The sequence below is a fragment of the Sodalis sp. RH14 genome (assembly GCF_047324285.1).
Taxonomy (GTDB): Bacteria; Pseudomonadota; Gammaproteobacteria; order Enterobacterales; family Enterobacteriaceae; genus Acerihabitans.
On the sequence record NZ_CP178739.1, the window covers coordinates 665337 to 684287 of the forward strand.

At 58.3% G+C, this 18951-nt stretch carries 19 protein-coding genes; 17 read left to right on the plus strand and 2 right to left on the minus strand.

What is annotated here, in order from left to right:
* Positions 1-5: 5 nt before the first annotated feature.
* The 12 genes from tsaE (at position 6) to rlmB (ending at position 14959) form a co-directional block, all read left to right on the plus strand.
* Positions 6-485 (plus strand): tRNA (adenosine(37)-N6)-threonylcarbamoyltransferase complex ATPase subunit type 1 TsaE, encoded by a 480-nt coding sequence (tsaE, locus tag ACL2XQ_RS02905; protein ID WP_413740043.1) that lies wholly within the window; start codon positions 6-8, stop codon positions 483-485.
* Entirely contained in the window at positions 482-2185 is a 1704-nt protein-coding gene (gene amiB / locus ACL2XQ_RS02910) for an N-acetylmuramoyl-L-alanine amidase AmiB (protein ID WP_413740044.1), read from the plus strand. Before tsaE ends, amiB begins: the two co-directional genes overlap by 4 nt.
* A 19-nt stretch (positions 2186-2204) precedes the next feature.
* Positions 2205-4130: a DNA mismatch repair endonuclease MutL gene (gene mutL, locus ACL2XQ_RS02915; RefSeq protein WP_413740045.1), complete on the plus strand. Its 1926-nt coding sequence runs from the start codon at positions 2205-2207 to the stop codon at positions 4128-4130.
* Positions 4131-4134: 4 nt separating this feature from the next.
* On the plus strand, positions 4135-5067 hold the full coding sequence (miaA, locus tag ACL2XQ_RS02920) for a tRNA (adenosine(37)-N6)-dimethylallyltransferase MiaA (RefSeq protein WP_410016631.1): 933 nt from the start codon (positions 4135-4137) through the stop codon (positions 5065-5067).
* 114 nt (positions 5068-5181) lie between these two features.
* Entirely contained in the window at positions 5182-5493 is a 312-nt protein-coding gene (gene hfq / locus ACL2XQ_RS02925; RefSeq protein WP_331121869.1) for an RNA chaperone Hfq, read from the plus strand.
* Positions 5494-5589: 96 nt separating this feature from the next.
* Complete coding sequence (hflX, locus tag ACL2XQ_RS02930; RefSeq protein WP_410012156.1) at positions 5590-6870, plus strand: ribosome rescue GTPase HflX; 1281 nt, start codon at positions 5590-5592, stop codon at positions 6868-6870.
* 57 nt (positions 6871-6927) lie between these two features.
* The gene (hflK, locus tag ACL2XQ_RS02935; protein WP_410012154.1) at positions 6928-8193 is read left to right on the plus strand and encodes an FtsH protease activity modulator HflK; all 1266 of its coding nucleotides are present in this window, start codon (positions 6928-6930) and stop codon (positions 8191-8193) included.
* 3 nt (positions 8194-8196) lie between these two features.
* Positions 8197-9213 (plus strand): protease modulator HflC, encoded by a 1017-nt coding sequence (gene hflC, locus ACL2XQ_RS02940; protein WP_410012153.1) that lies wholly within the window; start codon positions 8197-8199, stop codon positions 9211-9213.
* A 409-nt stretch (positions 9214-9622) separates the two neighbouring features.
* Positions 9623-9823 (plus strand): DUF2065 family protein, encoded by a 201-nt coding sequence (locus tag ACL2XQ_RS02945; RefSeq protein ID WP_410012152.1) that lies wholly within the window; start codon positions 9623-9625, stop codon positions 9821-9823.
* Between the two features lie 100 nt (positions 9824-9923).
* Positions 9924-11222: an adenylosuccinate synthase gene (locus ACL2XQ_RS02950; RefSeq protein ID WP_413722083.1), complete on the plus strand. Its 1299-nt coding sequence runs from the start codon at positions 9924-9926 to the stop codon at positions 11220-11222.
* A gap of 409 nt (positions 11223-11631) precedes the next feature.
* Complete coding sequence (rnr, locus tag ACL2XQ_RS02955) at positions 11632-14139, plus strand: ribonuclease R (RefSeq protein ID WP_410016547.1); 2508 nt, start codon at positions 11632-11634, stop codon at positions 14137-14139.
* Between the two features lie 82 nt (positions 14140-14221).
* Positions 14222-14959 (plus strand): 23S rRNA (guanosine(2251)-2'-O)-methyltransferase RlmB, encoded by a 738-nt coding sequence (rlmB, locus tag ACL2XQ_RS02960; protein ID WP_410016546.1) that lies wholly within the window; start codon positions 14222-14224, stop codon positions 14957-14959.
* Between the two features lie 70 nt (positions 14960-15029).
* On the opposite strand, the gene bsmA is transcribed toward rlmB, so the two are convergent.
* Complete coding sequence (bsmA, locus tag ACL2XQ_RS02965) at positions 15030-15335, minus strand: biofilm peroxide resistance protein BsmA (RefSeq protein ID WP_413727190.1); 306 nt, start codon at positions 15333-15335, stop codon at positions 15030-15032.
* Between the two features lie 72 nt (positions 15336-15407).
* On the opposite strand from bsmA, the gene yjfP reads away from it, so the two are divergent.
* The 5 genes from yjfP to rplI all read left to right on the plus strand — a co-directional run bounded on the left by yjfP (position 15408) and on the right by rplI (position 18048).
* On the plus strand, positions 15408-16154 hold the full coding sequence (gene yjfP, locus ACL2XQ_RS02970; protein ID WP_413740046.1) for an esterase: 747 nt from the start codon (positions 15408-15410) through the stop codon (positions 16152-16154).
* Positions 16155-16605: 451 nt separating this feature from the next.
* Complete coding sequence (gene rpsF, locus ACL2XQ_RS02975; RefSeq protein ID WP_162364108.1) at positions 16606-17001, plus strand: 30S ribosomal protein S6; 396 nt, start codon at positions 16606-16608, stop codon at positions 16999-17001.
* 6 nt (positions 17002-17007) lie between these two features.
* On the plus strand, positions 17008-17325 hold the full coding sequence (gene priB / locus ACL2XQ_RS02980) for a primosomal replication protein N (protein WP_331120002.1): 318 nt from the start codon (positions 17008-17010) through the stop codon (positions 17323-17325).
* Between the two features lie 4 nt (positions 17326-17329).
* Positions 17330-17557: a 30S ribosomal protein S18 gene (gene rpsR / locus ACL2XQ_RS02985; RefSeq protein WP_048637617.1), complete on the plus strand. Its 228-nt coding sequence runs from the start codon at positions 17330-17332 to the stop codon at positions 17555-17557.
* 38 nt (positions 17558-17595) lie between these two features.
* Positions 17596-18048 carry a 50S ribosomal protein L9 gene (rplI, locus tag ACL2XQ_RS02990; protein WP_410016543.1) on the plus strand — a complete coding sequence of 151 codons (453 nt, stop codon included), beginning with the start codon at positions 17596-17598 and terminating at the stop codon, positions 18046-18048.
* Positions 18049-18198: 150 nt separating this feature from the next.
* On the opposite strand, the gene ACL2XQ_RS02995 is transcribed toward rplI, so the two are convergent.
* Positions 18199-18849, minus strand: a complete 651-nt coding sequence (locus tag ACL2XQ_RS02995; RefSeq protein ID WP_410016542.1) for a LysM-like peptidoglycan-binding domain-containing protein — start codon at positions 18847-18849, stop codon at positions 18199-18201.
* Between the last annotated feature and the right edge of the window lie 102 nt (positions 18850-18951).

Below are 18951 nucleotides of genomic sequence, written 5' to 3' on the forward strand. Positions count from 1 at the left end.
CAGACATGGACAAACGTGTATTACCTTTGCCGGACGAAACGGCGACCATAGCATTAGGCGCGGCGCTGGCCGCGGCCTGCCGACAATCCTGTGTGATTTATCTCTATGGCGATCTGGGCGCCGGCAAAACCACGTTTTGCCGCGGTTTTTTACGCGCCCTGGGCTACGCGGGCAATGTGAAAAGCCCGACATACACCCTGGTCGAACCTTATGAATTAACGCCGAGGACGGTCTATCATTTCGACCTTTACCGTCTGGCGGATGCTGAAGAACTGGAGTTTATGGGCGTGCGTGATTATTTCGATCAGGATGCCCTGTGCCTGGTGGAATGGCCCCAGAAAGGCCAGGGAATACTGCCTGACGCCGATATCGTCCTGTCGCTTGAGTATGTCGGCGCCGGGCGCCAGGCGCAGCTGGAGTCCCGATCCGATCGCGGCGCGCATATCCTGGCGCGGCTGGCGTCACGCCGGGAAAATCATTCATGATGCTGAAGATCAGGACGATTTTATTCATTGTGTTCGGGTGCCTGATGGGACAGGCGTTAGCGGCAAACCTCAGCGATATCAATGTGACCAACGGCGACGAGCGCTCGACGGTGACGCTGGGTTTTGCCGCGCAGCCGGTGTATGCCTTCTTTTCACTGCACAATCCGGAACGGGTGGTGGTGGATATCCGCGATAGCGCCGTGGCCCAAGGGTTGCCGCTGAACTTTAACGGCCAGAACATCATCAGCCGCATTCGCAGCAGCCAGGCGCCCGACGCGCAGAGTATCCGGCTGGTGTTTGAACTGACGCGCAAATCGCGCGTGCAGGCCGCCGCCGCACAAGAGAACGGCCGCTATACCCTGGTCTTTACCTTGACCGGACAGCCCCGGCCGGCGCAGGCCAGGCCCGCGCAGGTTACCCCGTCGCCAAATCGCGCGCGTGTTACCCGCGCGGTGACGCCGGCGGCGCAGGACAATCCGTTTGACGGCGCGCCCGCCAACGCGGCGCCTGCCGCACGGGGACCGCGGCGCGCGGTGGCGACCGGCGATCGGGTGGTGGTGGCCATCGATGCGGGGCACGGCGGGCAGGACCCCGGCGCCATCGGGCCAAACGGCCTGAAGGAGAAGAATGTCACCATCGCCATTGCCCGCAAACTGAAAGCGCTGCTGGATGCCGATCCGATGTTCAGGCCGGCGCTGACCCGCGACGGCGATTATTTTATCTCGGTCATGGGCCGCTCCGATGTGGCGCGTAAACAGGGCGCCAGCGTGCTGGTGTCGATACATGCCGATGCCGCGCCAAACCGCAGCGCCAACGGCGCGTCGGTTTGGGTCTTGTCCAACCGCCGCGCCAATAGCGAAATGGGCAACTGGCTGGAACAGCATGAAAAGCAATCGGAACTGCTCGGCGGCGCGGGGGATTTGCTGGCCAACAGCGCCGCCGATCCGTATCTCAGCCAGGCGGTGCTGGATTTGCAGTTCGGCCATTCACAGCGGGTAGGGTACGACGTCGCCACCCGGGTGCTGCGGCAGTTGCGCAACGTCGGCTCGCTGCATAAAGCGCGGCCGGAGCATGCAAGCCTTGGGGTATTGCGTTCACCGGATATTCCATCGCTTCTGGTGGAAACCGGTTTTATCAGCAATACCGGCGAAGAGCGGTTGTTGGGCAGCAGTGATTACCAGGATAAAATTGCCAACGCCATTTATCTCGGCCTGCGGGCGTATTTCGCGTCGCATCCGCAGCAAAACGGTCCGAAGCTGGAGAACCGGCCGCAGGGCGTCAGTTCGGCGATGGATGCCGGCGCCAGCGGCGTGCAGGCGGTGTCGCAATCCACCGCCGGCGCGGTACAGCCCGCGGGCGGCGCGGCGGCATCGGCAACGGTGACCCGCCATACCGTGCAACGGGGCGAGACCCTGTCCGGCATCGCGGCGCAATATGGCGTCAGCATGGCCGCGCTGCGCGATCTGAATAAACTGAAACGGGATGTCGTCTGGGTAGGACAGCGGCTGAAAATTCCGGCGGGCGCCGTGCCGCAACAAACGCAGGCCGCCCGCGCGCGCCGTCATAAAGTGGCGGTGGGGGATTCGCTGACCGGCATTGCCGCAAAATATGGGGTGCGCAGCGATACCCTGAAACGCGTTAATAAGCTTAAATCCGATAATGTCATGTTAGGTCAGACGTTGATTATTCCACCCGCATAATGCCAGAGGTAATGCCGTCATGCCCATTCAGGTGCTGCCGCCACAGCTAGCCAACCAGATCGCCGCGGGCGAGGTGGTGGAACGCCCCGCGTCCGTGGTGAAGGAACTGGTGGAAAACAGCCTGGACGCCGGGGCCACCCGCATCGATATCGATATTGAAAAAGCCGGCGCCAGGCTTATCCGCATCCGCGATAACGGCTGCGGCATCGATAAAGACGAGCTGGCGCTGGCGTTGGCGCGCCACGCCACCAGTAAAATTGTTACGCTCGACGATCTCGAGGCGATCGTCAGCCTGGGTTTTCGCGGCGAAGCGCTGGCCAGCATCAGCTCTGTGTCGCGCCTGACCCTGACCTCGCGCACCGAGGCGCAGAGCGAAGCCTGGCAGGCCTATGCCGAAGGCCGCGATATGGACGTGACCCTGAAGCCGGCCGCGCATCCGGTGGGCTCGACGGTGGAAGTGCTGGACTTATTTTACAATACGCCGGCGCGGCGCAAATTTATGCGCACCGAAAAAACCGAGTTCGCCCATATCGACGAGGTGGTAAAACGCATCGCCCTGGCGCGTTTCGACGTGACCTTTACCCTTACGCATAACGGCAAGCCGGTGCGGCAATATCGCGCGGTGACCCAGGAAGCCCAGCATCTGCGCCGGCTGGGCAGTCTGTGCGGACCGGCTTTTGTGCAGCGCGCGCTGGCGGTGTCGTGGAGCCATGGCGATCTGACCATTCGCGGTTGGGTTGCCGACCCCCGCGGCGGCGGCGAGCTGCCGGAAATGCAATATTGTTACGTTAACCAGCGCATGATGCGCGATAAGCTGATTAACCATGCCATCCGCCAGGCCTATCTGGAGCAACTGACCGAAGGCCAGCAGCCGGCGTTTGTGCTGTATCTCGAGGTGGACCCGCATCAGGTGGATGTCAACGTCCATCCGGCCAAGCATGAGGTGCGTTTCCACCAGGCGCGCCTGGTGCATGACTTTATTTACCAGGCCATTATTTCGGTGCTGCAACAAAGCGCCGCGCCGGCGCTGCCCCTCAATGACGAGGCGCAATCCGCCGCGCACTGGTCGCCGGAAAATCGCCAGGCCGCGGGTAAAAATACCCTGACCGCCCCCGCCACGGCGCCGCTATTCCCCGCCGCCGAACGCCCGGGGCGCGCCGGTGGCCCGGCCCGGGGGGCCGTGTCTGCGGGGGCGTCCGGCAGGGGCGCCCTGCGCGAACCGGCGGCGGCTTATCCCGCCGGCCCCGGTTACCAGAAAAAAGAGGGCGAATTATACCGGCGGCTGATCCAGCCGGGCGCGCCGGCGCGGGAGGATCGCGCGGCAGGGGGGCGTGATGCGCGCCAAACCGCGGCGCTGCCGTCGACCGCCGCGCCGGATGATACCGGCGACGCGCAGAGTTTCGGCCGGGTATTGTCCATTTACCCGCCCTGTTATGCCCTGGTGGAATTTCGCCGGCGCCTGGCGCTTATCGCACTGCCGGTGGCGGAGCGCTGCCTCAAGCGCCGGCAACTGACGCCGGAGGGCGAAGGGCTGCGCGCGCAGCCGCTGTTGATTCCCTTGCGCATGGCGCTGCAAGAGCCCGAAGTGGCCGCCTACCATCGCCATCAGGCTTTATTGACTGAACTGGGGATTCAATTGCAGGTTCATCAGCTTCAGGCCACGCTTAATGGCGTACCTTTACCATTACGCCAACAAAATTTACAAAACTTGATTCCAGAACTGTTAGGCTATCTGTCGGGAAAGGAAGCGGTTTCCACCGACATTATCGCCGGCTGGATCGCCGGCCGGTTGAGCAGCGAGCAGCATGACTGGAGCCTTTCCCAGGCAATCCAACTGCTCGCCGAGGTAGAGCGGCTGTGTCCGCAATGGGTTAAAAATCCGCCCGGCGACCTGCTGGTGATGCTGGATCTCGAGGCCGCCGTAGAGGCCCTGAAGCATGAGTGACGTGATGAACGACGCGCACCGTCCCACGGCCCTGTTCCTGATGGGGCCGACCGCCTCGGGTAAAACCGCCTTGGCCATGGCGCTTTGCCGGCATTTGCCCGTAGAGATCATCAGCGTGGATTCGGCGCTGATCTATCGTGGCATGGATATCGGCACCGCAAAACCCGGACCGGAAGAACTGGCGCAGGCGCCGCATCGGCTCATCGACATTAAAGATCCGGCGCAAGCCTACTCGGCAGCGGATTTTAGCCGAGATGCGCTGCAGGCGATGTCAGAAATCACCGCATCCGGACGTATGCCGTTACTGGTTGGCGGTACAATGCTCTATTTCAAGGCGTTGCTCGAGGGATTATCCCCCTTGCCCCCGGCAAATCCTGAAATTAGGGAACGTATCGCCCTGGAAGCGGGTCTTAAGGGATGGGAGGCTATGCATCGTCAGTTGCAGACGATTGATCCGGTGGCGGCAACGCGTATTCATCCTAATGATCCCCAGAGACTGTCCAGAGCACTGGAAGTTTTTTTCGTTTCAGGTAAAACTCTAACGGAACTGACGAAAATATCTGGCGAAGCATTGCCTTATCGGGTTCATCAGTTTGCGATTGCGCCGCAAAACCGCGAAGAGTTGCATCAGCGTATCGAGCAACGTTTCCACCAGATGCTGGCCGCCGGTTTCGAGCAGGAGGCCAGGGCGCTTTACCTGCGCGGAGATTTGCACGCCGATCTGCCCTCCATCCGTTGTGTGGGTTATCGCCAGATGTGGTCATATCTCTCAGGTGAAATCGATTACGATGAAATGGTGTTTCGTGGGATTTGCGCAACCCGTCAGTTGGCCAAGCGCCAAATGACATGGTTGCGCGGTTGGCGGTCAGTGCACTGGCTCGATAGTGATAAGCCCCATTCAGCCTTAGATACGGTATTACAGGTTGTTAGTGCATAGGTCGGGTGATTGTGTACAATTGAAAAGTACTGAACGCGTTTTTTTTTACATCGTTAATTTTAGAGCCACACATGGTTCTTGTTACAAACAACAAGCACATAAGGAAAAGATAGAATGGCTAAGGGGCAATCTTTGCAAGATCCGTTCTTGAACGCATTGCGTCGGGAAAGGGTTCCGGTTTCTATTTATTTGGTGAATGGTATCAAATTGCAGGGCCAGATTGAGTCATTTGACCAGTTTGTCATTTTGTTGAAAAACACGGTTAGTCAGATGGTTTATAAGCATGCCATTTCTACGGTAGTACCATCGCGTGCGGTGTCGCATCACAATAACAATCCGGCCAGTGGTGCCAGCAGCAGCAATTATCATCATGGCAGCAATCCTGCGGCGCCTGCACAGCCCCAGGAAAGTGATGACGTCGAATAAGGCGCATCCGGCTTAACCATACCGCGGTGCTTTAGCGTGTCGCTGACGCTAAGGCTCCGTTACAACTGCGGATTATCCGTTTGAGAGGTTGTACGCTTGTTTGACCGTTACGATACCGGTGAGCAGGCCATACTGGTTCACATTTTTTTCTCACAAGACAAAGACACGGAAGATCTACAGGAATTTGAGTCGCTGGTATCTTCCGCCGGGGTAGAAGCGTTGCACGTCATCACCGGGAGCCGCAAGGCACCCCACCCCAAATATTATGTCGGTGAGGGAAAGGCCGTTGAAATCGCCGAAGCGGTTAAAACCAGTGGTGCGTCTGTTGTATTATTCGACCATGCGTTGTCGCCGGCCCAGGAACGAAATCTTGAGAGCCTGTGCCAATGCCGTGTTATCGACCGAACCGGACTGATTCTGGATATCTTCGCGCAGCGCGCGCGTACCCATGAGGGTAAGCTGCAGGTTGAGTTGGCGCAATTGCGTCATCTTGCCACGCGCCTGGTGCGGGGATGGACCCACCTTGAGCGGCAAAAAGGCGGTATCGGTTTGCGCGGGCCGGGTGAAACCCAGCTTGAAACCGACCGCCGGTTATTACGCAACCGCATTACTCTGATACTCTCGCGCCTGGAGCGGGTGGAAAAAACGCGCGAGCAGGGGCGCCGCGCCCGCAACCGCGCCGATGTCCCCACGGTATCGCTGGTGGGATACACCAATGCCGGTAAATCCACCCTGTTTAACCGGCTGACCCAGGCGGGGGTGTATGTCGCAGACCAGTTATTCGCCACCCTTGACCCCACGCTCAGGCGTATAGAAGTCGACGATGTCGGCGATACGGTCCTGGCGGATACCGTCGGTTTTATCCGCCATTTGCCCCATGATCTGGTGGCGGCGTTTAAGGCCACGCTGCAGGAAACGCGCGAAGCCACTTTATTGCTGCATATCGTGGATGCGTCGGATGTGCGCAGCCAGGAAAATATCGCCGCCGTGGATGCGGTGCTGGCTGAAATAGACGCGGATGAAATACCGGAATTATTAGTCATGAATAAAATCGATATGCTGGACGATTTTGTGCCGCGTATCGATCGCAATGAGGAAAATGTGCCGGTACGGGTATGGTTGTCCTCCCAGACCGGTGAAGGAATTCCGTTGCTTTTTCAGGCGCTGACCGAGCGCCTGTCGGGCGAGATTGCTCAGCACGAGCTGCGCTTGCCTCCGCAGGCGGGACGTCTACGCAGCAGGTTCTACCAGCTTCAGGCAATTGAAAAAGAATGGATCGAAGACGACGGCAGCATGGGTTTGATAGTCCGGTTACCCATCATCGACTGGCGTCGTCTTTGCAAGCAGGAAAACGAGTTGGCGGACTATCTTGTCTGACCGTCCTTTGGGAACAAAAGCCTGAAGACTACTAATTAAGTAAAATGGAGCTAAAACATGGCGTGGAATCAGCCCGGTAATAACGGACATGACCGCGACCCGTGGGGGAGCAGCAATAATAATAGCGGCAACTCTGGCGGAAATAATAATAAAGGCGGACGTGAACAAGGACCTCCCGATTTGGACGATATCTTCCGTAAGCTCGGCAAGAAGCTGGGTGGGTTCGGCGGCAAGAAGTCACCGGATAGCACCGGCGGCGTCAGCGGTCCCGCGCGCGGCGGCCGTTATGTCGGTCTCGCTGTCCTGGCGGTGGTCATCATCTGGGCCGGCAGCGGTTTTTATACCATCAAGGAAGCGGAGCGCGGGGTTGTCACACGTTTTGGCAAATTCGATCGCCTGGTCCAGCCCGGCCTGAACTGGAAACCCACCTTTATTGATCAGGTGGTGGCCGTGAACGTCGAATCGGTACGGGAGCTGGCCGCCTCCGGCGTGATGCTGACCGCCGATGAAAACGTGGTGCGCGTGGAAATGAACGTGCAGTACCGGGTTACCGATCCCGAGCGCTATCTGTTCAGCGTCACCAATGCCGATGACAGCCTGCGCCAGGCAACCGACAGCGCCCTGCGCGGCGTGATCGGCAAATACACCATGGATCGTATCCTCACCGAGGGTCGTACCGTGGTCAGAAGCGATACGCAGCGTGTGCTGGAAGAAACCATCCGTCCTTACGACATGGGCATTACCCTGCTGGACGTCAACTTCCAGGCCGCCCGCCCGCCCGAGGAAGTCAAAGCCGCGTTTGACGATGCCATTGCCGCCCGCGAAAACGAGCAGCAGTATATTCGTGAAGCCGAAGCCTACGCCAATGAGGTGCAGCCACGCGCCAACGGCCAGGCCCAGCGCATCCTTGAGGAAGGCCGCGCCTATCGGACCCGCACCGTGCTGGAGGCACAAGGCGAGGTGCAGCGTTTCGCCAAGCTGTTGCCTGAATACAAAGCCGCGCCGGAAATTACCCGCGAGCGTCTTTACATCGACTCGATGGAGCGTTTATTGAGCCATACCCGTAAAATTCTGGTGAACGATAAAGGCGGCAACAATGTGATGGTGCTGCCGTTGGATCAACTGCTGCGCAATCCGCCGGCCCCCGACGCCAGCCGTAAGGATACCAGCGCCAGTACCCTGCTGCGCCTGCCGCCGCTGTCCGTCAACGCCGCTGGAGTGGCGGAGCCGGGCCAGAATGAAAACAGCGGTTCCGGTTCCGTCATGGACCAGCGCAGGGCCAACGCCCAGCGTGACACCACCACTCGCGTAGGGAGGGAATAACCGATGCGTAAGCCTTTAATCCTTATTGTTGTCGTGGCGCTGGTGGTGTTGTACGCCTCGTTGTTCGTGGTGCAGGAAGGCCAGCGCGGCATCGTGCTGCGCTTTGGCAAGGTATTGCGCGATAGCGAAAACAAGCCGGAAATCTTCTCGCCCGGCCTGCATTTCAAGATTCCGTTTATCGAAACGGTAAAAACCCTTGACGCGCGTATCCAGACCATGGAAAACCAGGCCGATCGTTTCGTCACCATGGAAAAGAAAGATCTGATTGTCGATTCCTATATCAAATGGCGTATCAGCGACTTCAGCCGGTATTACCTGGCGACGGGCGGGGGCGATGTGTCCCAGGCCGAGGTGCTGCTGAAACGTAAATTCAGCGACCGGTTGCGTTCCGAACTGGGCCGTCTGGACGTGAAAGGGATCGTTACCGATTCGCGTAACCGTCTGATGACCGATGTGCGCGAGGCGCTTAACAGCGGGACCGCGGGCGATGGCGAGGTGGAAACCACCGCGGCGGATAACGCTATAGCGTCGGCGGCGGCGCGTGTGGAACGGGAAACCAAGGGCGCGCAGCCGGCGGTGAACTCGAACAGCATGGCGGCGCTGGGTATCGAAGTGGTGGATGTGCGTATTAAGCAGATCAGCCTGCCGGCCGAAGTGTCGGACGCCATTTTCCAGCGGATGCGGGCGGAGCGTGAGGCGGTAGCCCGTCGCCATCGCTCGCAGGGACAGGAAGAGGCGGAAAAGCTGCGCGCCGCCGCGGACTATGAAGTGACCCGTACGCTGGCGGAGGCTGAGCGTACCGCGCTTATCACCCGAGGCGAGGCCGATGCGGAAACCGCCCGGCTGTTTGCCGACGCGTTTAGCCAGGATCCGGCGTTCTTCGCTTTTATCCGCAGCCTGCGGGCTTACGAGAACAGCTTTAGCAGCAATAACGACATCATGGTGCTGAGTCCGGATAGTGATTTCTTCCGATTTATGAAATCACCGGCCACGACCACCACGACGCCGTTGGGTCGTTGAGTTGCTAAACCCCAGGCACGGTCTCCCTTTAACACGCCTGCCTGGCGATGGGTGTTGGCGGGCCTGCCCTGCCATGGGGTCTCGGTCGGGCGGGAAAGCCACGCCCGATTCGACCCCATCGGCATGGTCTCCCTTTAACACGCCTGCCTGGCGATGGGTGTTGGCGGGCCTACCCTGCCATGGGGTCTCGGTCGGGCGGGAAAGTCACGCCCGATTCGACCCCATCGGCATGGTCTCCCTTTAACACGCCTGCCTGGCGATGGGTGTTGGCGCGGGCCTACCCTGCCATGGGGTCTCCCTTTAACACGCCTGCTTGGCGATGGGTGTTGGCGCGCTCCTGCCAGGGTTAACACGGTATTGTTATCAAGTACGGGCCCGTTTGTACGGGCCTTTTTTTTATGAGGTCGTCATGAATCCTACTGTATGGATGGCGTTGGGGCTGGTATTGGTGCTGGAAGGCCTCGGTCCTCTGCTGTTTCCGGGCGCCTGGCGCAAAATGATCGGCGCCATGACCACGCTGCCGGATAAATTATTACGTCGCTTCGGCGGCGGTCTAGTGGTGGCCGGCGGTGTAATCTACTACATGTTGCGAAGCAGAATGGGAGGATGATCGCACAGATAAAAAACAGTCCGGCCTGAGGTTAAAAAGTACTGAAAGCCCGGGACTGAGATGTTAGAATCCTTTTTTAAGCAATCTGGTGAATTGAGAGATGGGTAAGAACGTTGTCGTACTGGGCACCCAATGGGGTGACGAAGGTAAAGGCAAGGTCGTAGACCTGCTGACTGAACGGGCAAAATATGTGGTTCGCTACCAAGGCGGACACAATGCCGGTCATACTTTAGTTATCAACGGTGAAAAAACCGTACTTCATTTGATCCCCTCTGGTATTTTGCGTGAAAACGTAACCAGCATCATTGCCAACGGCGTCGTATTATCGCCGGAAGCCTTAATGAAAGAGATGGGCGAACTTGAAGCGCGCGGCGTACCGGTACGTGAACGTTTGCTGATCTCCGAAGCCTGCCCGCTGATCCTTTCCTACCATGTTGCTCTTGATATGGCGCGTGAGAAAGCCCGTGGCGACAAAGCCATCGGCACCACGGGACGCGGCATCGGCCCCGCCTACGAAGATAAAGTTGCGCGCCGCGGCCTGCGCGTCGGCGATCTGTTCAACAAAACCACCTTCGCCACCAAGCTTAAGGAAATTGTTGAATACCATAACTTCCAACTAGTGAATTATTATAAAGTGGAAGCGGTGGACTACCAGACCATCCTTGACGACGTTCTCGCGGTTGCCGATATCCTCACCGGCCTGGTGGTTGATGTGTCCGAGCTGCTGGACACCGCCCGTAAAAACGGCGAGCTGATCATGTTTGAAGGCGCCCAGGGCACCTTGCTGGATATCGATCACGGTACCTATCCGTATGTCACCTCATCCAATACCACCGCGGGCGGCGTTGCCACCGGCTCGGGTATCGGCCCGCGTTATGTAGACTACGTGCTGGGCATTGTTAAAGCCTATTCCACGCGTGTCGGCGCAGGCCCCTTTCCCACCGAGCTGTTCGATGACGTCGGCGAATACCTTTGCACCAAAGGCAACGAATTCGGCGCGACCACCGGCCGCCGCCGCCGTACCGGCTGGCTGGACGCGGTTGCGGTGCGCCGCGCGGTGCTGATTAACTCTCTTTCCGGTTTCTGCATGACCAAGCTTGATGTGCTTGACGGCCTGAAGGAAGTGAAAATCTGCATTGCCTACCGCATGCCGGATGGCCGCGAACTTAAGACCACCCCGCTGGCGGCCGAAGGATGGGAAGGTATCGAACCTATCTATGAAAGCCTGCCGGGATGGAGCGAATCCACCTTCGGCGTAAAAGAGTTTGATAAGCTGCCGGAAGCGGCCAGGCGTTATATTCGCCGTGTCGAGGAAGTCACCGGCGTACCGGTTGATATTATCTCTACCGGTCCGGATCGCACGGAAACCATGATTTTACGTGATCCTTTTGACGCGTGATCGCGGTTAAATCGTAAAAGCCAAAAAATGTAACAAACCGGGCATTGCCCGGTTTTATATTTATTATCAATAAGTTAGCCCGTCGGTAGCCCCTGTCTCCTCCCCAGCAGTTGACAAGTCTTATAGCCTGATTGGTTCCTAAAGGTTACTCTTATTACCATCGTTTTCTTGTTATCTGTCCTCTTGTCGCCATGCCCGCTGTTAGGGATAGCAGAAGTGCGGTTAGCAGGACGTAAACCCTGATCAATAATATTGATCTGTTGTAGTGCGGATATAGCGTGGATGTTGTGCGGAACGTGGTTGAATCGTCCCAGCCAGCTGTTTAAAACAGGAAATCCGCCGCTCTACACATTATTGCTTGTTGAATGATATCGGCACAGCAACCTGTTTTGGACAATGGAGGTAGCGCATGTCACAAGATCCCTTTCTCGAACGAGAGGCAGAAAAATACGAATTTCCCATCCCCAGCCGGGAGTTTATCCTGGCGCACCTGGCCAAACGGGAAACGCCCGTCAGTCGCGAAGAGTTGGCGCAGGATTTGGGCATTACCGGCGAAGACCAGGTTGAAGGCCTGCGCCGCCGCCTGCGCGCCATGGAGCGCGACGGCCAGCTGATTTTTACCCGCCGGCAGTGCTATGCGCTGCCTGAACGCCTGGATTTGCTGCGTGGCACGGTTATCGGCCATCGCGATGGTTTTGGTTTTTTACGAGTGGAAGGCAGCAAAGACGATTTTTACCTGTCCGCGGAACAGATGAAAATGGCCATTCATGGCGACGTGGTAATGGCGCAGCCCCTGGTGTCCGATCGTAAAGGCCGGCGCGAAGCGCGCATTGTGCGCGTGCTGGTGCCCAAGACCAGCCAGATTGTCGGCCGCTATTTTACCGACGCCGGCAGCGCCTTTGTGGTGCCCGACGACAGCCGGTTGAGTTTTGATATCCTGATCCCGCCGGAAAGCACCGGCGGCGCGCGCATGGGTTTTGTGGTGGTGGTCGAACTGACCCAGCGCCCCACGCGGCGCACCAAGGCGGTCGGCAAGGTGGTGGAGGTGCTGGGCGACAATATGGGTACCAGCATGGCGGTGGATATCGCCTTGCGTACCCATGATATTCCCTATGTCTGGCCGCCGGAAGTGGAAAGCCAGGTCGCGGAGCTGAAGGAAGAGGTGCCCGAGGCGGCAAAACGCGGGCGGGTGGATCTCCGGAGCCTGCCGCTGATGACCATCGACGGCGAGGATGCCCGCGATTTCGATGACGCCGTGTTCGCCGAAAAGAAACGCGGCGGCGGATGGCGTCTGTGGGTGGCCATCGCCGACGTCAGTTATTACGTCCGTCCCAATACGCCGCTGGACAATGAGGCGCGCGGTCGCGGCACGTCGGTGTATTTTCCGTCGCAGGTCATCCCGATGCTGCCGGAAAAACTCTCCAACGGCCTGTGTTCCCTGAATCCGCAGGTGGACCGTTTATGCATGGTCTGCGAAATGACCATCTCCGCGCAGGGACGGCTCTCCTCCTATAAATTTTACGAGGCGGTGATGAATTCCCATGCGCGGCTGACCTATACCAAGGTATGGCAGATCCTGCAGGGCGATCGGGAACTGCGCGAGCACTACCATCCGCTGGTCAAGCCGATCCAAACGCTGCATGAAATGTACCAGACGCTGGAACAGGCCAGGGTACAGCGCGGCGGCATCTCGTTTGAAACCGACGAAGCCAAGTTTATCTTTAACGCCGAGCGCCGCATCGATCGCATCGAACCGGTGAAGCGCAACGACGCGCACAAACTGATTGAAGAATGCATGATCCTGGCCAATATCGCCGCCGCGCGTTTTGTCGAGAAAAACGACGAGCCGGCGCTGTACCGGGTGCATGACCGTCCCAGCAACGATCATATCACCGCGCTGCGCACCGTATTGGCCGAACTGGGCCTGACGCTGGGCGGCGGGATTAAACCGGAGCCGAAAGACTACGCCGAGATGATGAATATCGTCTCCACGCGTCCGGATCACGAGATGCTGCAAACCATGCTGCTGCGCTCGATGAAACAGGCGATTTACGACCCGGAAAACCGTGGTCACTTCGGTCTGGCGCTGCAGGCTTACGCGCACTTTACCTCGCCCATCCGCCGTTATCCGGATCTGTCTTTGCACCGCAGTATTAAATATCTGCTGGCGAAGCAGGAAGGCGAGGCCAAAGGCCGGTCCACCCCTACCGGCGGCTGGCATGCCGAAATGGCGGAAATGCTGCAGTTGGGCCAGCAAAGCTCCATGAACGAGCGGCGGGCCGACGAAGCGACCCGCGATGTGGCCGATTGGCTGAAATGTGACTTTATGCAGGATCACGTCGGCCAGACCTTCAGCGGCATTATCGCAAGCGTCACCGGCTTTGGCTTTTTTGTGCGTCTGAATGATTTGTTTATCGACGGCCTGGTGCACGTTTCAACCCTGGATAACGATTATTACCGCTATGACAATATCGGCCAGCGCTTGATTGGCGAGTCGGGCGGACGGGTCTATCGCCTCGGCGACGTGGTGGAAATCAAGGTTGAGGCGGTCCATATGGATGAGCGTAAAATCGATTTCTCCCTGATCTCCAGCAAGCGGCAGCCCAGAGGCGCGGGTAAAACCGAACGTGTGCGCACGCAGCAGGCCGCACGCGGCGCCACTGGCGGCACCGGTAGCGACGGCAAGCCGCCGCGCCGCCGCCGCTCCGGCCCAAAGGCGGGTAACTTCGAACCGGACAGCGCCTTTCGGCCGAACGATGGCAAAGGGAGCAAACCTAAAAGCGCGCCGTCCAGGGCGGCCAGCGCAGGCGCGTCGGACGCCGCCACCGGCGATAACCCGCCTAAAAAGCCGTCGGCCAGCAAACCACGGCGCAGCAGGAAAAAAAGCGGCGCAGAAAGCAAGCCGGACCAGCAATAAGTCCGGGCGCCAGCGTGCCGGCGACCGCCGGCAGACCTTAATCCATGGGCCGTTACGGCCCATTCGGTGATAAAAGAGCAACATGAGCGAAATCATTTACGGTATTCATGCCGTTAAAGCTTTACTGGAACGCGATCCGCAGCGTTTTCTCGATGTGTATATCATGAAGGGCCGCGACGATCGCCGCCTGCATGAGCTGGTGGTGGCGCTGGAAGCCAACGGTATCGTCATCCAGGTGGCCAATCGCCAATGGCTGGATGAGGCCGCGGAAGGGGCGGTGCACCAGGGCATAGTGGCAAGGGTGCAGGAAGGGCGCCAGCTGCAGGAAAATGATCTGGAGGGGCTGCTGGCACAGCATGCCGCGCCTTTCCTGCTGGTGCTGGACGGTATTACCGACCCGCATAACCTCGGCGCCTGCCTGCGCAGCGCCGATGCCGCCGGCGTACATGCGGTTATCGTGCCGCGCGATCGTTCGGCGCAGCTCAACGCCACCGCCAAGAAAGTGGCCAGCGGCGCGGCGGAAACCGTACCGCTGATCCGCGTCACCAACCTGGCGCGCACCCTGCGCATGTTGAAGGAACACAACGTCTGGATCGTCGGCACCGCGGGCGAGGCGGATCATCATCTGTATCAAAGCAAGCTGACCGGCCCGCTGGCGCTGGTCATGGGCGCGGAAGGCGAGGGCATGCGCCGCCTGACCCGCGAGCACTGCGATGAGCTGATCGGTATCCCGATGGCGGGCTCGGTCTCGTCGCTTAATGTCTCCGTGGCGGCGGGCGTTTGCCTGTTTGAGGCCGTGCGCCAGCGCCAGCTTCCCTGAATGGGCCTGCCGCCGCCGGCGCCGGACAACGTGGCTGGCGGCGAGCGTCCGGCGCCATGACCCTTCCCGCTTAACGATATAAAATGGCCTCGCCGCGCCAGATGCCGGCGATAACGTCTTCCGACAGCATAATGATCTGATAATAGCGGGCCTGGCGGGCATTGGCCTGCGCGCGCAGCGCAGCTTCGGCATCCATCGGGCTGCCGCGTTCCTCGACGGCGATCCGGCCTATTTTGGTCAAGGTGCCGGCCTGATTGCGGCTGATTTCCTGCGCCTGGGCGGTGGGCGCAGGCGGCGGGACCGGCTTGCCTTCAAGCACGCTGCAGCCCGCCGTCAGCATGCTCAGGAGCAGGATTATAGGGTAAAGTGGTTTCATCAATGTCGGCCATAAAAAAACAACGCAGTGAGATAGAGATAGTATAAAAGAATAATGTGAAGGGGGGGCAATATGGTTGAAATGCATCAGGAGTCCGTCGGCGGTATCGACGTCATCCATGCGGTGCCGGCGGGGGGATACCCGCTGCCGCTGCCGACAATTTTCTTTTACCACGGCTATACCTCGTCAAAAGAGGTATACAGCTATTTTGGTTATGCCCTGGCAAAGGCCGGATTTCGCGTTATCCTCCCGGATGCCGCCATGCACGGCGCGCGGTTTGACGGCGACGAGCAGCAGCGCCTGGCCCATTTTTGGGCAATTCTACGCGCTAATATCGACGAGATGCCCGCCATGAAAACACATTACCAGCAGCGGGGGCTTATCGATGACGGACGCATCGGCGTATGCGGCGCGTCCATGGGCGGCATGACCGCGCTGGGCGCTATGGCGCGCTATGACTGGCTGCGCGTGGCGGCGGACTTTATGGGCTCGGGAGATTATCTGCGGCTGGCGAAAACCCTGTTCCCGCCCGTGGCGCTAACGTCAAGCGCCGGGCAAAAAGAGTTTGAGCGCCAGATGGCCCCCCTGGCCGGCTACGAAGTCTTCCATCAGCTCGAGAAGCTGGCAAACCGGCCGCTGTTGATTTGGCATGGCGAAGCCGACCCACTGGTCCCGGCCACGGAAAGCCGCCGCCTGTACCAGGCGCTGGAGGCGCGTGGGCCTCATCAGGCGACATACCTCACCGAACCCGGCATCGGCCATAAAATTACGGTAACCGCGCTGTCCGCCGCAGTGACGTTTTTCGGGCGGCACCTTTAACCCGGCATCCGGCATCGACGGCCAATAAAAAAGCCCCACAGGGGGGCTAAAATAAACTTACTTTATAATTATTGATGATTCCCTGGTGTTGGGGATTCTATCGCCGCCTTATCCCGGCGCCGCCGGCGACTGTTCACCGTCGCCAGTGATTTATTATTAAACAGTATATGCCAGCGCGCAGGGGAGGGAAATAACACTTTATTGATTGAATAAATCAGTTTTTTTGAACAAAAAACATACATATTGAATAGTTTTTTTGCTAATTAATGCTTTTCTATATAACTGTGCCCGTTCACCGCCGCTTTCCCTGCGCATCGGTCCTTGTATTTGCCGCCGCATAAATGTAAGATTGCGCGTCATTTTTCAGCCGCACAATTATCACGTTCCTTGCTTCCATGGGCCGCGGTTGACCCTGACAGGAGGCTGAATAATCCGTAAGGAGCAATTCTGTATGCGTCATTACGAAATCGTTTTTATGGTTCATCCTGACCAAAGCGAACAGGTTCCAGGAATGATCGAGCGTTATACCGGTGTTATCACCAACGCGCAGGGCATCATTCATCGTCTGGAAGACTGGGGCCGCCGTCAACTGGCTTACCCGATCAATAAACTGCACAAAGCCCACTATGTTCTGTTGAACGTAGAAGCCTCGCAGGAAGTGATCGATGAGCTGGAAACAAACTTCCGCTTCAACGACGCCGTTATTCGCAGCATGATCATGCGCGTTAAACATCCGGTTTCCGAAGCCTCCCCGATGGTCAAAGCAAAAGATGAACGCCGCGATCGCCGTGAAGATTTCGCCACCGAAGCCAACGATGACAATGATGCTGGGGATTCTGAAGAGTAATCGATGATGACGGCGAACCGTCTGATGCTGTCCGGCACCGTGTGCAAGGCACCCATTCGAAAGGTCAGTCCGTCGGGTATTCCTCACTGCCAGTTTGTGCTTGAGCACCGCTCGCAGCAACAGGAAGCCGGTTTTTCACGGCAAGCATGGTGCCGTATGCCCGTGGTGGTCAGTGGAAAACAATCGCAAGAGATTACTCGCAGTATAACGGTCGGTACGCAGCTCACCATCCACGGTTTCATTTGCAGCCATCAAGGCCGCAATGGGCTGAATAAAATGGTCCTGCATGCCGAGCAGATTGAATTGATAGATTCTGGAGACTAGCCAAATGGCACGTTATTTCCGTCGTCGCAAATTCTGCCGTTTCACCGCGGAAGGCGTTATTGAGATTGACTATAAAGACATCGCTACGCTGAAAAACTACATCACCGAAAGCGGTAAAATTGTCCCGAGCCGTATCACCGGTACTCGTGCCAAATACCAACGCCAGTTGGCCCGTGCGATCAAACGCGCGCGCTACCTGTCTCTGTTGCCGTACACTGATCGTCATCAGTAATCGGTCACTGTCCACTAAGACTTTGAGAGGATAAGGTAATGCAAGTTATTCTGCTTGATAAAGTTGCCAACCTGGGTAGCTTAGGCGAACAAGTTAACGTTAAAGCGGGTTATGCCCGTAACTACTTGGTACCGCAAGGTAAAGCCGTTCCGGCCACCAAGAAAAACGTTGAGTATTTTGAAGAGCGTCGTGCTGAGCTGGAAGCCAAGCTGTCTGAAGTTCAGGCCGCGGCCCAGGCTCGCGCCGATAAAATCACTGAACTGGGAAGTGTTACCGTTGCGTCTAAAGCAGGCGACGAAGGTAAACTGTTCGGTTCTATCGGTACGCGCGACATCGCCGACGCCATCACCGCTGCCGGCGTCAACGTCGCCAAAAGTGAAGTGCGCCTGCCTAACGGTGTGCTGCGCACCATCGGCGACCATGATGTCAGCATCCAGGTTCACAGCGAAGTTTTCGCTACCCTGAATGTTATCGTGGTGGCTGAAGCCTAATCGAAAGATTAAGCGATTGATAAAACGCCGGCTTATGCCGGCGTTTTGCTGTCTGGCGCCCGGAGAACGCGCCATGGGCGGTCAACTGCCGGGGGCGAATTTCTGCGCGTTCATGGGGAAGGGTAGCCTGGCCGGGGTTCAGGCCCGCGTTTAATGACGCAGGTAACTGCCGTCGGCCTGCCTGACAAAACGTATGCGGCTGTTGGCGCCGGTTTCAATCGTCAGCGTCTGCACGACACCCTGGGCATTCTGCTGGATTTCCACCTGCTGACCCGCCTGCAAGCTGCTAAGCGGTTTGTCGTCGCCTTCCGCCTGCGCCATCGCGAATACATCCCCTACCGGCAGGTTATGCTCGCGAAACAATTGCGCCAGCGTCTGGCCCTCGACGATGCGATAGCGATGCAACTGGCCGTCGCCGGCGGCGGGCGCCGGGGCCGGAGCGGCGGACCGGTTGTTGTCCACCAGCTCCGCCTGGATAACCGTTCCCTGGCCATTGGCCGCGGTTTTCGCACCGGGGGCGGGCGTGGTATCCGTCGAGGGCGAATAGGGCCAAAGTATCGCCGCCGCGATAATCAACGCGGCAATCAGCACCAGACGGCGATGCAGCGGCGGTAACGGACCCATCCACTGGAAACCGTCGGGTAAGTGCCATACTCTTTTCAGCAGGGTCAGCATTGGCCGGCCTGATGCGTTGGAATCATCATCGGGCAGCAGACGCAGAGGCCACTTCCATTTGAATCCGCCGTAACCCAACGGGGAAAAACGTGGGGTTTTGTTTTTCCCGGGCGAAATTCTGCCCATGATAACCTCTCTTGCAATGGTTTACCTGTTGTAACCCTCGCGAGTATAAAGCGGCGCACAGGGAACCTCCATAGCTTAATTGACCGGTAAGCAAGAAGCCTG

What these genes read in the sequence shown, in the direction of transcription:
- priB (WP_331120002.1), top strand. Translation starts at nt 17,008, where the DNA reads ATGACGGCGAACCGTCTGATGCTGTCCGGCACCGTGTGCAAGGCACCC.
- miaA (WP_410016631.1), top strand. Translation starts at nt 4,135, where the DNA reads ATGAACGACGCGCACCGTCCCACGGCCCTGTTCCTGATGGGGCCGACC.
- ACL2XQ_RS02995 (WP_410016542.1), bottom strand. Translation starts at nt 18,849, where the DNA reads ATGGGCAGAATTTCGCCCGGGAAAAACAAAACCCCACGTTTTTCCCCG.
- amiB (WP_413740044.1), top strand. Translation starts at nt 482, where the DNA reads ATGATGCTGAAGATCAGGACGATTTTATTCATTGTGTTCGGGTGCCTG.
- hflC (WP_410012153.1), top strand. Translation starts at nt 8,197, where the DNA reads ATGCGTAAGCCTTTAATCCTTATTGTTGTCGTGGCGCTGGTGGTGTTG.
- rpsR (WP_048637617.1), top strand. Translation starts at nt 17,330, where the DNA reads ATGGCACGTTATTTCCGTCGTCGCAAATTCTGCCGTTTCACCGCGGAA.
- rnr (WP_410016547.1), top strand. Translation starts at nt 11,632, where the DNA reads ATGTCACAAGATCCCTTTCTCGAACGAGAGGCAGAAAAATACGAATTT.
- rpsF (WP_162364108.1), top strand. Translation starts at nt 16,606, where the DNA reads ATGCGTCATTACGAAATCGTTTTTATGGTTCATCCTGACCAAAGCGAA.
- hflK (WP_410012154.1), top strand. Translation starts at nt 6,928, where the DNA reads ATGGCGTGGAATCAGCCCGGTAATAACGGACATGACCGCGACCCGTGG.
- tsaE (WP_413740043.1), top strand. Translation starts at nt 6, where the DNA reads ATGGACAAACGTGTATTACCTTTGCCGGACGAAACGGCGACCATAGCA.
- mutL (WP_413740045.1), top strand. Translation starts at nt 2,205, where the DNA reads ATGCCCATTCAGGTGCTGCCGCCACAGCTAGCCAACCAGATCGCCGCG.
- bsmA (WP_413727190.1), bottom strand. Translation starts at nt 15,335, where the DNA reads ATGAAACCACTTTACCCTATAATCCTGCTCCTGAGCATGCTGACGGCG.
- hfq (WP_331121869.1), top strand. Translation starts at nt 5,182, where the DNA reads ATGGCTAAGGGGCAATCTTTGCAAGATCCGTTCTTGAACGCATTGCGT.
- ACL2XQ_RS02945 (WP_410012152.1), top strand. Translation starts at nt 9,623, where the DNA reads ATGAATCCTACTGTATGGATGGCGTTGGGGCTGGTATTGGTGCTGGAA.
- rplI (WP_410016543.1), top strand. Translation starts at nt 17,596, where the DNA reads ATGCAAGTTATTCTGCTTGATAAAGTTGCCAACCTGGGTAGCTTAGGC.
- ACL2XQ_RS02950 (WP_413722083.1), top strand. Translation starts at nt 9,924, where the DNA reads ATGGGTAAGAACGTTGTCGTACTGGGCACCCAATGGGGTGACGAAGGT.
- rlmB (WP_410016546.1), top strand. Translation starts at nt 14,222, where the DNA reads ATGAGCGAAATCATTTACGGTATTCATGCCGTTAAAGCTTTACTGGAA.
- yjfP (WP_413740046.1), top strand. Translation starts at nt 15,408, where the DNA reads ATGGTTGAAATGCATCAGGAGTCCGTCGGCGGTATCGACGTCATCCAT.